At 59.4% G+C, this 13,065-nt stretch carries 13 protein-coding genes and 1 riboswitch; of the genes, 5 read left to right on the top strand and 8 right to left on the bottom strand.

All coding sequences use genetic code 11. The annotated features are described in order from the left end of the window. Window positions 1-79: 79 nt before the first annotated feature. A complete protein-coding gene (locus tag C1N62_RS16120) occupies window positions 80-1,408 on the top strand; it encodes a PTS sugar transporter subunit IIC (protein WP_137764583.1) in 1,329 nt (442 codons plus the stop codon). 15 nt (window positions 1,409-1,423) lie between these two features. Continuing rightward, window positions 1,424-2,737, top strand: a complete 1,314-nt coding sequence (locus C1N62_RS16115) for a 6-phospho-beta-glucosidase (RefSeq protein ID WP_137764582.1) — start codon at window positions 1,424-1,426, stop codon at window positions 2,735-2,737. Here C1N62_RS16115 and C1N62_RS16110 read toward each other — a convergent pair. Then, complete coding sequence (locus C1N62_RS16110) at window positions 2,727-3,458, bottom strand: GntR family transcriptional regulator (RefSeq protein ID WP_168195871.1); 732 nt, start codon at window positions 3,456-3,458, stop codon at window positions 2,727-2,729. The two genes, C1N62_RS16115 and C1N62_RS16110, sit on opposite strands and share 11 nt — an antisense overlap. Before the next feature lie 101 nt (window positions 3,459-3,559). Between C1N62_RS16110 and C1N62_RS16105 the strand changes: the two genes are divergently transcribed. After that, a complete protein-coding gene (locus C1N62_RS16105) occupies window positions 3,560-4,705 on the top strand; it encodes an SIS domain-containing protein (protein ID WP_137764580.1) in 1,146 nt (381 codons plus the stop codon). A 107-nt stretch (window positions 4,706-4,812) separates the two neighbouring features. Here the strand turns inward: C1N62_RS16105 and thiH are convergent, their stop codons facing one another. The 7 genes from thiH to rsd form a co-directional block, all read right to left on the bottom strand. Further along, window positions 4,813-5,994, bottom strand: a complete 1,182-nt coding sequence (gene thiH, locus C1N62_RS16100) for a 2-iminoacetate synthase ThiH (protein WP_137764579.1) — start codon at window positions 5,992-5,994, stop codon at window positions 4,813-4,815. After that, window positions 5,991-6,773 carry a thiazole synthase gene (locus C1N62_RS16095; RefSeq protein WP_137764578.1) on the bottom strand — a complete coding sequence of 261 codons (783 nt, stop codon included), beginning with the start codon at window positions 6,771-6,773 and terminating at the stop codon, window positions 5,991-5,993. Before C1N62_RS16095 ends, thiH begins: the two co-directional genes overlap by 4 nt. A gap of 1 nt (window position 6,774) precedes the next feature. Beyond that, window positions 6,775-6,975, bottom strand: a complete 201-nt coding sequence (gene thiS, locus C1N62_RS16090) for a sulfur carrier protein ThiS (RefSeq protein WP_137764577.1) — start codon at window positions 6,973-6,975, stop codon at window positions 6,775-6,777. After that, the gene (locus C1N62_RS16085; RefSeq protein WP_137765042.1) at window positions 6,959-7,720 is read right to left on the bottom strand and encodes a HesA/MoeB/ThiF family protein; all 762 of its coding nucleotides are present in this window, start codon (window positions 7,718-7,720) and stop codon (window positions 6,959-6,961) included. Before C1N62_RS16085 ends, thiS begins: the two co-directional genes overlap by 17 nt. After that, complete coding sequence (thiE, locus tag C1N62_RS16080; protein WP_137764576.1) at window positions 7,710-8,357, bottom strand: thiamine phosphate synthase; 648 nt, start codon at window positions 8,355-8,357, stop codon at window positions 7,710-7,712. Before thiE ends, C1N62_RS16085 begins: the two co-directional genes overlap by 11 nt. Further along, window positions 8,350-10,278 (bottom strand): phosphomethylpyrimidine synthase ThiC, encoded by a 1,929-nt coding sequence (thiC, locus tag C1N62_RS16075; RefSeq protein WP_137764575.1) that lies wholly within the window; start codon window positions 10,276-10,278, stop codon window positions 8,350-8,352. The genes thiE and thiC overlap by 8 nt, the downstream gene beginning before the upstream one ends. A 112-nt stretch (window positions 10,279-10,390) precedes the next feature. Beyond that, a riboswitch (TPP riboswitch) is annotated at window positions 10,391-10,506 on the bottom strand. A 57-nt stretch (window positions 10,507-10,563) separates the two neighbouring features. After that, on the bottom strand, window positions 10,564-11,082 hold the full coding sequence (rsd, locus tag C1N62_RS16070) for a sigma D regulator (RefSeq protein ID WP_137764574.1): 519 nt from the start codon (window positions 11,080-11,082) through the stop codon (window positions 10,564-10,566). Between the two features lie 98 nt (window positions 11,083-11,180). Here rsd and nudC point away from each other — a divergent pair, with 98 nt between their 5' ends. Both nudC and hemE read left to right on the top strand, forming a co-directional pair. Beyond that, window positions 11,181-11,987 (top strand): NAD(+) diphosphatase, encoded by an 807-nt coding sequence (gene nudC / locus C1N62_RS16065; protein ID WP_137764573.1) that lies wholly within the window; start codon window positions 11,181-11,183, stop codon window positions 11,985-11,987. 13 nt (window positions 11,988-12,000) lie between these two features. Then, on the top strand, window positions 12,001-13,065 hold the full coding sequence (gene hemE / locus C1N62_RS16060) for a uroporphyrinogen decarboxylase (protein ID WP_137764572.1): 1,065 nt from the start codon (window positions 12,001-12,003) through the stop codon (window positions 13,063-13,065).

Raw genomic sequence — 13,065 nt, 5'->3', positions numbered from 1 at the left:
GACAGCAAAACCCGAAGTGCATAGTCTCACTCTAAGTGGTATATACCACTTGGTCTATAATCCGCACAGTGAGCCAAATATGAATAATTTCACTGCATTTATGGAACGGAAAATATTGCCGCTGGCAATGAAGATTGAAGGGAATGACTATCTAGGTGCCATCAAAGATGGTTTTATTCGAATTATGCCTTTCCTGATTATCGGTTCGTTTTTCTTGCTAATAGCCAACTTACCGATCCCAGGTTACGGCGAATTTATCGTTCGCCATTTTGGCGAGAAGTTTATTAGCCAACTGAATTACGTTCTGGATGCGACTTATTCGATTATGGCGCTGCTGGTTGTCACCAGCACCAGTATCAGTCTGGCGAAACGCTGGAATTTGAATGAGATCTCCTGTGCGTTAATATCACTTATCAGTTTTCTGGTGATTACCCCTTATCAATACCCGCAGGAGAGTGGCGCGGTTATGCGTGACGTAATCCCTACGTTCGCGCTCGGGGCGCAAGGATTATTCCTTTCACTGATCGTAACGGTCACCGCAGTACGCTTGTATCGCTTATTCAACCATCCGCGTCTGACTATCTCCATGCCAGAGAGTGTGCCGCCTGCCGTCTCAAACAGCTTTAGCTCACTGATCCCCTCCTTCCTGATTGTGGTCATCTTCTGGCTGGCCCGTCTGCTGTTTGAAATGACCCCATTTGGTACGGCTCAGGAGATGATCTTCAAAGTGCTACAGGCTCCTATGATGGAGTTGGGTAATACCTTGCCTTCACAGATGGTGGCCGAATTTTTTATAAGCTTCTTCTGGTTCTTTGGCCTGCATGGCGACTCTATTGTCACCGCCATTATGGGCCCCATCTGGCGCTCTTTAACGCTTGAGAATATGCAGGCGATGAAACAGGGCCTGCCGCCGGTAAATATCATTACCCAACAGTTCCGTGATGTCTTTCTGATTTGCGGCGGCACCGGTTTTACGCTGGCAATGCTGCTGGTAATGCTGTTCCGGGCTAAGAGCAAGCGTATGCGTGAAATTGCAAAACTTGCTTCACCCGCGGCTCTCTTTAATATCAATGAGCCTATTATCTTCGGCGTGCCCATCGCGCTCAATCCCTTGCTGTTTATCCCTTTTATTATCGTGCCCGTGGTGTTGTGTGTAATGACTTATAGCGCGATGGCCTTCGGCTGGCTGCCTTTAACCTCTGGTCTGGAAATCCCCTGGACCACACCGATATTTATCAGCGGCTTCTTAATCTGCGGCTGGAAGGGAATGCTCTTTCAGGCAATTAATCTGCTGGTGGCCATGACCATTTACTACCCATTCGTCATGACGCTCGATAAACACTATTTACGCGATGAAAATGAACAGGCAAAAAATACCCTGAATCAACATGCCCTTGCCCTGGAATGAATTAAGGAGTGTGTAATGAATAAGAGTTTAAAGATTGTCACTATCGGCGGCGGTAGCTCTTATACGCCGGAAATTATCGAAGGCTTTATCCAGCGCTATGCAGAGCTGCCCATTCGCGAAATTTGGTTAGTGGATGTCGAGGCCGGGCGTGAAAAACTGGAGGTAGTGGGTAATCTCGCGAAACGGATGGTGGAGGCGGCGGGCATTCATTGTCAGGTGCACCTGACGCTGGATCGCCGGGAGGCGCTGAAAGGCGCGGACTTCGTGACCACCCAGCTGCGTGTCGGGCAATTAGAGGCGCGAATTAAAGATGAACGTATTCCTCTTTCTCACGGTTTAATCGGCCAGGAAACCAATGGGGCGGGTGGTCTGGCTAAGGCGCTGCGCACCATTCCGGTGATCCTCGATATCTGCCGGGATATGGAAGAGCTTTGCCCGGATGCCTGGCTGGTTAATTTCACCAACCCCAGCGGCATTGTCACCGAGGCGGTGCTGAAGTACAGCAGCATAAAGTGCATTGGCCTGTGCAATCTTTCGCAGTCCATGCAGCATATGGTGGCGGAGATACTTGGCGTCGAGCGATCGCGTTTTCTGCTACAGCTGGTTGGGCTTAACCACTTCCTCTATGGCACGCATGTCTATATGGACGGCAAGGATGTGATGCCGGACGTGCTGAAGAACCTGAAATATGACAGCGCCCATAAGCCCAAAAATATCCCTGACATTCCGTGGTTGCAGGAACAAATCCAGCATCTTGGCGTGATCCCATGCCCCTATCATCAGTACTACTATGCCACCAGCGACGTGCTGGAAAAGCAGCTTCATGAATTTGCAGAGCACGGTACGCGTGGCGAGGTGGTACAGGCCGTCGAGCATGAACTGTTTGAACTTTATAGAAACCCGCAGCTTCATGAAAAGCCCAAGCAGCTGGAGCAGCGGGGCGGCGCGTATTACTCCGAAGCAGCCTGCGAGCTGATTAGCGCCATCTATAACGACAAAAACCTGCTGATGACGGTTAACGTGCGTAACAACGGCGCTATCCGTTCATTGCCGGATAATGTCGCTATCGAAACCACCTGCGTCATTGGGCGTTACGGCGCCATCCCGCTGAATAACGATCCTTTGCCAGCCACCGTGTCTGGACTGGTCTCGCTGATGAAAGCGTGGGAAGAGATGGCCGTTGAGGCAGCCGTGACCGGCGATTACGGCGCGGCCCTGCAGGCGCTGACGCTTAACCCGCTGGTGCCGTCAGGTAAAGTGGCGAAAGTCGTGCTGGATGAGCTACTGGAAGCGCATCGCGAATATTTGCCTCAATTCTTTAAGGCGTAAGCACTTTACGGCTACGCATACGGAAAAGGTCGCCACGGTTATAGCTCCATGAATAGTTAAAGACCGTGCCATCTTCAAGCCAGGTGCTCTCTTTGATGTACAGCATCGGTGAATTAACCGGGATGTCCAGCAGGGCGGCCATCTCTGCATCGAACAGGCTCGCGCCGATCTGCGAGTCCGTACCACCAATCTTTTGCTGGCACTTTTGTTCGATAAAGGCATACAGCGAATGGTTTTGCAGCACGTCGTCGTCGATGGTGTCCACCACCGCCAGTGGAATGTAGCTGTCTTCAATCAGCACCGGCGTGCCGTCAAACAGGCGGACACGGCGAATCGCGTGGAGCGGTTCATCTTCCGCGACGCCAAACTGGCTTGCCAGATAAGCGCCGGCCGTTTGCTGGACGTGGTAGATAAGGCGGCTGGTGATGGTCACTGTACCGCTTAGCTCATTTGTGACGCCCAGCGCACTGTCTGCGCCATCCGGGTTGAGTAGGTAAACCGGCGGAGCAAAAGCGCGGCTGACAAAGGTGCCTTTGCCGACGATTTTTTTGACCAGGCCCTCCTGCTCCATATGAGCAATGGCTTTTTGGACGGTGGCCCGCGTGACCTGGTAGGTCTCTGCCAGTTCGCGTTCCGAGGGGATGAGTGAACCAACCGGGTATTTTTGATTCTGAATCTCGCGTTTTAGCGTATCGCGAATAAGGACATAGACCGGTTTCATGGCTCTCCCGTCAGGGCTATGGATAAATAGGGTGATGCGGTGTCGGGATGCTAAAGCACTTTTCCGACGCGACGCAAGTGACATACAGGTAGCAAATAAGCATGTTAAATCATAACCAAGCGTACTGGCAGCAAAAGGGCGCCAGCTTAACCGTCGAGGCGATCCTTGCTCAGCCCCGTTTATGGCAGGAGGGGCTGGCACAGGTCAAAGCGCGGCGGTCTGATATTCAGGCTTTCTGGCAGCAGTGCGGGGCGCATACCCGCGTGGTCATGACTGGGGCAGGTTCATCTTTACTGGCGGCGCAGGCGAGCGTTAACTGGCTGCGCACGGTATTACCCCGCCAGATAGACGTTATCCCGGCGACAGATCTCGTGCTGACGCCCGGCATGATTGATGACCATGTCTGTCTGGTTTCCGTCAGCAGCTCGGGCAACACGCCGGAGACTGTCACGGTTGTTGAGCAGGCACTGGCAGCGCATCCCCAGCTGTGCCATCTGGCGATTACCAATAATGCGGGCAGCCGCCTGGCAACCCTGGCGGAACAGCACCCGGCGGGCCTATTTATCCCGGTTCCTGACGGCACCTCTAACGGCAGTTTTGCCGCTACCTCTGAGTTCACCATGCCCTTGTGGTACTTAATGCTGCTGCTTGCGCCAGAGTGCTGGGATGAGGCTGAACACGTCTTGCCTGTTTTGCAGCGGGGAGCGGGCTATTTCCTGACCCACTATGCCGACACCCTGGAACAGTGGGCGGCCGAGCCGCGCAACACGATGGTGGCGATAGGTTCTCTCTCCTTGAAGGCGGTGGCCTGTGAAACCAGCCTGAAACTGCTGGAGATGGGCAACGGGCAGGTGATGACCGCCTGGCACTCGATGCTGGAATTCCGCCACGGGCCAAAGCTGATTATTAACCGCGATGTCACCGTGATCGGCTACCTTGCGGCGCGCCCTGAAATCCACCGTTATGACTATGACATGCTGGTGGAACTGACAGGCGAGCGCAGCGCAGGCGCTCAGGTGGTCGCCATCGGGCATGATGTATTGCCTGAGGGCAAAAAGCCTGCGGATCTCTATTTCCATTTTGCCTCTCCAGAGCTGGCCGACTACCACGAATCCTGGGCCACCTTGCTCTACGTCCTCTTTGCGCAGCTGGCAGGTCTGTACCGCGCCATTGCGCTGGGCGTCACGCCAGATATGCCTTCCCGTGATGGGAAAGTGACCAAGGTGGCAAACGTCACTGTCTACTGACGGAAAGCGGGGCGGCGATGGGCAGGGAAGGTTGCCGCCCCGGTTGGTCAGTAAACCCAACGAGGCGACAATATTTCACTCAGTGTGGCACGGCAAGAGGCTGTCTCTTATCCTTCGGCAGCCCTCCAAGACGTATTTTTCTGTGCTGCAACGTTGCAGGACTCCTGCGCGCCCCTTCCCAGAAAACTGTCCCAATCTTTCCAGACCGGCTGCAAGCCCGCACGCGCAATCGCCTCGGCCACCCGCCTCGGCGAGCGGTCATCATGCGGGGCGAACTGCTCCAACTCCGGGTGATCGTCGGCATAGCCGCCAGGCTGGGTTTTCGAGCCGGCGCTAACGTTGGTGATCGCCAGCGGGATCAGGTTGTCACGGAAATAGGGCGACTCGCGGGTCGACAGCGTCAGCTCGACATCCGGCGCCAGCAAGCGGAAGGCGCACACCAGTTGCACCAGCTGCGGCTCGCTCATCAGGGAGGCTGGCTCAATGCCGCCGGTGCAGGGGCGCAGCCGTGGGAAGGCGATCGAGTAGCGGCTCTGCCAGTAGTGGCGCTGGAGATAGAGCAGGTGCTCCGCCACCATATAGCAGTCGGTGCGCCAACTGTTCGATAGGCCAATCAGCGCGCCCAGCCCAATCTTGTCGATGCCTGCCCGGCCAAGGCGATCCGGCGTATCCAGCCGCCAGAAGAAATCCTGCTTCTGGCCGCGGAGATGGTGCTGTTGGTAGGTCGCGGCATGGTATGTCTCCTGATAGACCAGCACGCCATCCAGCCCCAGCTCTTTCAGCTCGGCATACTCCTCCTGCGCCAGCGGCTGCACCTCAATCATCAGCGAGCTGAACTGCTGGCGAATCGCCGGGAAGTGGCGGCGGAAATAGTCCATCCCCACTTTGCTCTTATGCTCACCGGTGACCAGCAGCAGATGGTCGAAACCCAGTGCCTTGATGGCGGCGCACTCACGCGCAATCTCTGCCTCATCCAGTGTTTTGCGTTTGATGCGGTTGCTCATCGAAAAACCGCAGTAAGTGCACTCATTGGCACACAGGTTGGAGAGGTAGAGCGGCACGTAAAAGCCGACCGTATTGCCGAAGCGCTGGCGGGTCAGGCGTTGGGCGCGCTGGGCCATCGGCTCCAGGTAGGCCAGCGCCGCGGGTGAGATCAGCGCCATAAAATCCTCACGGCTGATCCGGTCTGCCGCCAGCGCCCGCTCCACATCCTGCGCGGTCTTGCTGTGGATGCGCAGGCTGGTATCGTCCCAATCCAGCTGTTGCCAATAATCGCTGAAGTTGCTCATAGCAGCCTCTCAGTGCTTTGGCTGAGGAACGCGGTCAGCGGGCTGGAGGCGGAGGCGTGGGAGAGCACCGGCGCGCTGCCGCTCTCGCGGGCCAGCTTGCCAGCCTCCACCGCCAGCCGGAAGGCACGGGCCATGGCAACCGGGTCGCGGGCCACGGCGATCGCCGTGTTCACCAACACCGCGCTGGCTCCCATCTCCATCGCCTCGGCGGCATGGCTGGGCGCACCAATGCCCGCATCCACCACCACCGGCACCTGTGCTTGCTCAATAATGATCTCGAGGAAGTCGCGGGTCTTCAGCCCCTGATTGGAGCCGATAGGCGCACCGAGCGGCATTACCGCCGCGCAGCCCACCTCCTCCAGCCGCTTGCACAGCACCGGATCAGCGCTGCAATAGGGCAGCACCACGAACCCCAGTTTCACCAGCTTCTCCGCCGCCTTCAGGGTTTCGACGGCGTCGGGCAGCAGGTATTTCACATCAGGGTGAATCTCCAGCTTTACCCAGTGAGTGCCAAGCGCCTCACGCGCCAGCTGGGCGGCAAAGATCGCCTCTTCCGCCGTTTTCGCCCCGGAGGTGTTGGGCAGCAGCCGCACCCCCAGCGCCCGCAGCGGGGCCAGAATGGCGTCATTGCCGCCGCGCAGGTCAACGCGCTTCATCGCCATCGTCACCAACTGGCTGCCGGAAGCGGCCAGCGCCGCTTGCATTAGATCGGCGCTGGCGAATTTGCCGGTACCGGTAAACAGGGAAGAGTCAAAAGTTACATCGGCAATCGTCAGCATCTCAGCCTCCTGCAATGGCCTGAAACAGCAGAATGGCGTCGCCGTCCTGCAACATGTGGGTCTCCCACTGCGCGCGCGGGATAATGATCTGGTTTACGGCCAGCGCCGTGCCGGGCTGGTGGCGGCCAAGCTGGTGGAGCAGCGCCGCCAACGTCAGGGGGGCAGTGAGGGGCAGGCGCTCGTCATTAATGCTGATGACCATCACGCCCTCCGCAGACGGTGCAACCGGCATCGGCGCTCAGTTGCAGGGTCGCCCAGCTCTGCTGCTTGCCATCGAATAGCCGCAGTTTGCCAGCGAGCGCGGCGGGCATCCCAGCCAGCATCTTGATCGCCTCCAGAGCCTGTAGCGTGCCGATCACCCCCACCACTGGCCCCAGCACCCCGGCGGTGCGGCAGTTGCGTTCCGGCAGATCGCGGTCAGGGTAGAGGCAGGCATAGCAGCCGTGGCGATAGGGCGGCGTGAGCACCAGCAACTGGCCGCTGAAGCCCACCGCGCTGCCGCTGATAAGTGGCTTGCCCGCCGAGATGCACGCCTGATTGATCGCGTGGCGGGTCGCCATGTTGTCGCTGCAATCCAGCACCAAATCGGCGCGCTTCACGGCGTCTGCCAGCGCCTGATCCTGCATCCGCACCGGCAGGGCGATCGCTTCAACTTGCGGGTTGAGATCGCGCAGCCGCTGGCTGGCCAGCCCGGCTTTGTGCTGTTTGAGATCGGCCGTGCGGTAGAGGATCTGCCGTTGCAGGTTAGTGATCTCCAGCCGATCGTCATCGGCCAGCAGGATCGTGCCGACACCGGCCGCCGCCAGATAGAGCGCCGCCGGCGAGCCAAGCCCGCCGAGGCCAATAATCAGTACCGTGGCGGCCCGCAGCGCCTCCTGCCCCTGTGGGCCAACCTCCTCAAGCAACAGCTGCCGACTGTAGCGCAGGAAATCTTCGTCATTGAGCATCATCCGCCTCCGCGCAGAGCGCCAGTAACTCCGCGGTGGCCTGACGCCAGTCGCGTGCCTGTGTGATGGCGCTGACCACCGCGATGCTGCCGACGCCGGTAGCCAGCACCTCCGGCGCGCGCGCGATACTGATGCCGCCAATCGCCACCGTCGGGAAGGCACCCTGTAGGCGATCAATGTGCCGCGCCAAATCGCGCACGCCTTGTGGGGCAGAGGGCATCTGTTTGGTCTGGGTCGGGAAGATGTGGCCCAACGCCAGATAGGAGGGGCGCACGGCGATCGCGCGCGCCAGCTCCGCCTCATCATGGGTAGAGACGCCAAGGCGCAGCCCGGCCTGCCGGATCGCCGCCAGATCGGCGCTGTCCAGATCCTCCTGCCCCAGATGCACGCCATAGGCCTGATGCCTGATCGCCAGCCGCCAGTAGTCATTGATGAACAGCCGAGCCTGATACCGCTGGCCAAGGGCGATGGCCTCGACAATCGCTGGCTCTGCCTCGGCGTCCGGCAGATCCTTGATGCGCAGTTGGAGGGTTCTTACGCCAGCTTCCAGCAGGCGGGCGATCCACGCCACGCTGTCCACCACCGGGTAGAGGCCAAGACGGTGCGGTACGGGCGGAAAGGCGGGCAGGTTACTCATTGCTGGCCTCCGGTTGCAGGGCGGCTTCTTGGTAAAGCTCACTGCCTTGGGCGCGGAAGGCGGCGGACATCTGGTCCATGCCAGCATCGCGTACCTCAATCGGGTGGGCGGCGGCGTAGTCGCGCACCTCCTGGGAGATCTTCATTGAGCAGAACTTCGGCCCGCACATGGAGCAGAAGTGCGCCACCTTGCCGGACTCCTGCGGCAGCGTCTCATCGTGGTAGGCGCGGGCGGTGGCGGGGTCCAGCGCCAGATTGAACTGGTCTTCCCAGCGGAACTCAAAGCGCGCCTTGGACATCGCGTTGTCGCGGATCTGCGCGCCGGGGTGTCCCTTCGCTAAATCGGCGGCGTGGGCGGCAATCTTGTAGGTGATCAGCCCCTGCTTCACATCCTCTTTATTGGGCAGGCCGAGGTGCTCTTTCGGGGTGACATAACAGAGCATCGCGCAGCCGAACCAGCCGATCATGGCGGCCCCGATGCCGGAGGTGAAGTGGTCATACCCCGGCGCAATGTCGGTGGTCAGCGGGCCGAGGGTGTAGAACGGCGCTTCATGGCAGTGCTCCAGCTCCTCGGTCATGTTGCGGCGGATCATGTGCATCGGCACATGGCCGGGGCCTTCAATCATCACCTGCACGTCATACTCCCAGGCAATTTTGGTCAGCTCGCCCAGCGTATGCAGTTCAGCAAACTGCGCCTCGTCGTTGGCATCCTGAATAGAACCGGGGCGCAGGCCATCGCCCAGCGACAGCGAGACGTCATAGGCGGCGCAGATTTCACAAATTTCGCGGAAGTGCTGGTAGAGGAAGTTCTCACGGTGGTGGGAGAGGCACCACTTCGCCATGATGGAACCGCCGCGCGAGACAATGCCGGTCAGGCGCTTGGCGGTCATCGGCACGTAGCGCAGCAGCACGCCCGCGTGGATGGTGAAGTAGTCCACGCCCTGTTCGGCCTGCTCCAGCAGCGTGTCGCGGAACATCTCCCAGGTCAGGTTTTCGGCCACGCCATTGACCTTCTCCAGCGCCTGATAGATCGGCACCGTGCCAATCGGCACCGGGCTGTTGCGCAGGATCCACTCCCGCGTTTCGTGGATGTAGCGGCCGGTGGAGAGATCCATCACCGTGTCCGCGCCCCAGCGGGTTGACCACACCAGCTTTTCTACCTCCTCTTCGATGGAGGAGGTCACGGCGGAGTTGCCGATATTGGCGTTCACCTTGACCAGGAAGTTGCGGCCAATGATCATCGGCTCGGACTCTGGGTGGTTGATATTGGCTGGGATGATGGCCCGGCCCGCTGCCACCTCCTGGCGCACAAATTCGGGCGTGATGTCAGGTGGCAGCAGGGCACCAAAGCTCTGGCCGGGGTGCTGCTGGCGCAGCACTTCACTGCGGATGCGCTCGCGCCCCATGTTTTCGCGCAGGGCGATGAACTCCATCTCCGGCGTGATGATCCCCTGACGGGCATAGTGCAACTGGGTGACCCGGCGGCCCACCTTGGCGCGCTGCGGCTGCGGCAGGTGCTCAAAACGCAGGTGATCCAACCCCTCATCGGCCAGTCGCTGCTGGGTAAAATGGGAGCTGACGTGGGAGAGCGGCGCGGTATCTTCGCGTTCGGCAATCCAGCCGGCGCGCAGTTTCGGCAGGCCAGCGTGCACATCCAGCGTGGCCTCGGGATCGCCGTAGGGGCCGGCGGTGTCATAGACCGGCACCGCCTCGTTTGGCTCATAGCGCGGGGCCTCTTTGCTGCCGCCGACCATCGTCGGGCTGAGCTGGATCTCGCGCATCGGCACCCGGATGTCCGGGCGTGAGCCGGTCAAATAGATGCGGGTAGAGTTGGGGAACGCGACGCCCTGCAGGCCGTCAATGAATGCCTGAGCCTCAGCGCGTTGCTGCTGGCGGCGGGAGACAGGTTTGGTGATAGACATAGCAAATTCCTTCCGTATGAGTATGGGAACGTTGCTTGTCTGGAGTGGTTTTCGGCGGGAGTAACAGAATGGGGCCGGGGGCGCGCGCAAAAAGGGTGCGCGCAGCCCCGGACACGAAATTACTCTTGTTCCCTTCGCGGGTACTAACCCGATCAGGTTCCGCGGATCCCGAATTAACGGTCTCAGCCTGGCATCCACATGATGCGCTAGGCACTCCGACAAGAAGCCTCAGTATACGAGGCGGATAAAAAACGACAACCCTTGTAGGGTCATCGGGACTGCAAATCAGGCTGGGCGAGCAATCGCCGGATCGTTAGCGACCGGCTGCTCCAGCGGCAGGGCGGCGGCCTCAAGCGCCAGGCCAATCAACTGGTCTTCAAACTGGAAACGGGCATCCAACGCCACGCCGATTTCGGCCAACGCCTCATGGAATTCGAGGATGTTGTCGTGATCCAGGGTGGTTTCCATCGAGCGATCGTAGAGCGCCATGATGCTTTCGGTATTGCCTTGCAGGGCAGGATAGAGCTGGGTGGTGATCACCATGCGCGGGCTTTGCGTGCCCTCAATCCCTTGGATGATTTTGTCGTAGATGTGGAAATGGCCAGCCGAGAGGTAATCCACCAGACGATGGCAGAAGTTATTCAGCGCCTCTTCATCCAGTGGCGTATGCTTTTCTTTATGCGATTTTAAACCGACCAGCGTGCAATAGGCGACTAATAGCTCTTTACGTTCATGCAGCCATTGATCAATTAACTCATTACTGCCGCCAACGCGCTGAGTCAGTCTTTCCAGACGGTTTAGCATGGTGGACTCCGTGAGCAAGAAAACGTGTTTAATCGTTACTAATATGTAAAAGTCACAATCCCAGAGTGTCAGTGTAGTCGAGGTTATGCAATAACAATATGGAAATTCAACTCACAGAATCACATCAGGGCTGGTGGGTGATCAGCCACGAGGGCAAGCTGTGGCTGCCGAAGGGCGAACTGCCGGTTGGCCCGGCCACACAATTCTCACTGGTGGGCAAAGCCGCCCGCCAATTGGGCGAATGGCAGGGACTGCCGATCTGGCTGGTGCGCGAGCCGCGGCCAGCGGAGATGGCCTCTGTGCGGCAGCTTATCGACCAGGATCGCGAGCTGTTCCAGCTGGCCGGGCGCGGTGTGCAGCTGGCGGAGTTCTACCGTTCGCACCGCTTCTGTGGCTACTGCGGCCATGAGATGCATCCCAGCAAAAAAGAGTGGGCGGTGCACTGCCAGCACTGCCATGAGCGCTACTATCCCCAGATTGCCCCTTGCATGATCGTGGCGATCCGCCGCGGTGAAGAGATCCTGCTGGCCCAGCACGTTCGCCACCGCAACGGCATCCACACGGTGCTGGCCGGTTTTGTCGAGGTCGGCGAGACAATGGAGCAGGCGGTGGCGCGCGAAGTGATGGAGGAGAGCAACCTCTGCGTGAAAAACCTGCGCTATGTCAGTTCCCAGCCTTGGCCCTTCCCCAATTCGCTGATGATGGCCTTTATGGCGGATTACGATCGCGGCGAGATCCGTGTTGATCCCAGCGAATTGCTCAGCGCCGCTTGGTATCGCTATGACCAGCTGCCGCAACTGCCGCCGCCCGGCACCATCGCCCGCCGCCTGATTGAGGACACCGTGGCACTGTGCCGTGCAGAGAGCGAAAGCCGGGGCGCGCGTGGTACAATGGCGCCGGATTAATGAGGAGCCCTACATGAAAGAGTTGAAGAACGATCGCTATCTGCGCGCGCTGCTGCGTCAGCCGGTCGATGTTACCCCTGTCTGGATGATGCGTCAGGCCGGGCGTTATTTGCCGGAGTACAAGGCGACGCGGGCACAGGCCGGTGATTTTATGTCACTGTGCAAAAATGCCGAGCTGGCGTGTGAAGTGACATTGCAGCCGCTGCGCCGCTTCCCGCTGGATGCCGCGATCCTGTTCTCCGACATCCTGACCATCCCGGACGCCATGGGCCTGGGGCTGCACTTCGAGGCCGGTGAAGGCCCGCGCTTCTCCCATCCGGTAACCTGCCGCGCGGACGTAGAGAAGCTGCCGATTCCCGATCCTGAGCAGGAGCTGGGCTATGTGATGAATGCGGTGCGCACCATCCGCCACAATCTGGAGGGGGAGGTGCCGCTGATTGGCTTCTCCGGCAGCCCGTGGACGCTGGCTACCTACATGGTGGAAGGCGGCAGCAGCAAGGCCTTCACCAAGCTGAAGAAGATGATGTACGCCGAGCCAGCGACCCTGCACCTGATGCTCGACAAGCTGGCGGACAGTGTCATTCTCTACCTGAATGCCCAAATCAAGGCGGGCGCGCAGTCGGTGATGGTATTCGACACCTGGGGCGGCGTGCTGACCGGCCGCGACTACCAAGAGTTCTCCCTGCACTACATGCATAAGATCGTCGATGGCCTGATCCGCGAGAACGAAGGGCGCCGCGTGCCAGTAACGCTGTTCACCAAAGGCGGCGGGCAGTGGCTGGAGGCGATGGCCGCCACCGGCTGTGACGCGCTGGGCCTCGACTGGACCACCGACATCGCCGATGCGCGCCGTCGCGTGGGGCATCAGGTTGCCCTGCAAGGCAATATGGATCCGTCTATGCTTTATGCGCCACCGTCCCGCATCGAACAGGAGGTCGAAACCATCCTGGCGGGCTTTGGTCACGGGGAGGGCCATGTGTTTAACCTTGGCCACGGTATCCATCTGGATGTGCCGCCGGAGCACGCCGGCGCATTCGTCAATGCGGTACATGCCCAATCGGCGAAGTACCACCAATAA

This window comes from Nissabacter sp. SGAir0207, from assembly GCF_005491205.1.
GTDB lineage: Bacteria > Pseudomonadota > Gammaproteobacteria > Enterobacterales > Enterobacteriaceae > Chimaeribacter.
This window is presented reverse-complemented; position numbering and strand designations above follow the sequence as displayed.

Excerpts from the sequence above, each read along its gene's own strand:
- C1N62_RS16110 (WP_168195871.1), bottom strand. The coding sequence starts at position 3,458 with ATGAAACCGGTCTATGTCCTTATTCGCGATACGCTAAAACGCGAGATT.
- thiS (WP_137764577.1), bottom strand. The coding sequence starts at position 6,975 with ATGGTCATCAGCATTAATGACGAGCGCCTGCCCCTCACTGCCCCCCTG.
- C1N62_RS16085 (WP_137765042.1), bottom strand. The coding sequence starts at position 7,720 with ATGCTCAATGACGAAGATTTCCTGCGCTACAGTCGGCAGCTGTTGCTT.
- thiE (WP_137764576.1), bottom strand. The coding sequence starts at position 8,357 with ATGAGTAACCTGCCCGCCTTTCCGCCCGTACCGCACCGTCTTGGCCTC.
- C1N62_RS16095 (WP_137764578.1), bottom strand. The coding sequence starts at position 6,773 with ATGCTGACGATTGCCGATGTAACTTTTGACTCTTCCCTGTTTACCGGT.
- C1N62_RS16115 (WP_137764582.1), top strand. The coding sequence starts at position 1,424 with ATGAATAAGAGTTTAAAGATTGTCACTATCGGCGGCGGTAGCTCTTAT.
- rsd (WP_137764574.1), bottom strand. The coding sequence starts at position 11,082 with ATGCTAAACCGTCTGGAAAGACTGACTCAGCGCGTTGGCGGCAGTAAT.
- C1N62_RS16105 (WP_137764580.1), top strand. The coding sequence starts at position 3,560 with ATGTTAAATCATAACCAAGCGTACTGGCAGCAAAAGGGCGCCAGCTTA.
- thiH (WP_137764579.1), bottom strand. The coding sequence starts at position 5,994 with ATGAGCAACTTCAGCGATTATTGGCAACAGCTGGATTGGGACGATACC.
- hemE (WP_137764572.1), top strand. The coding sequence starts at position 12,001 with ATGAAAGAGTTGAAGAACGATCGCTATCTGCGCGCGCTGCTGCGTCAG.
- thiC (WP_137764575.1), bottom strand. The coding sequence starts at position 10,278 with ATGTCTATCACCAAACCTGTCTCCCGCCGCCAGCAGCAACGCGCTGAG.
- C1N62_RS16120 (WP_137764583.1), top strand. The coding sequence starts at position 80 with ATGAATAATTTCACTGCATTTATGGAACGGAAAATATTGCCGCTGGCA.
- nudC (WP_137764573.1), top strand. The coding sequence starts at position 11,181 with ATGGAAATTCAACTCACAGAATCACATCAGGGCTGGTGGGTGATCAGC.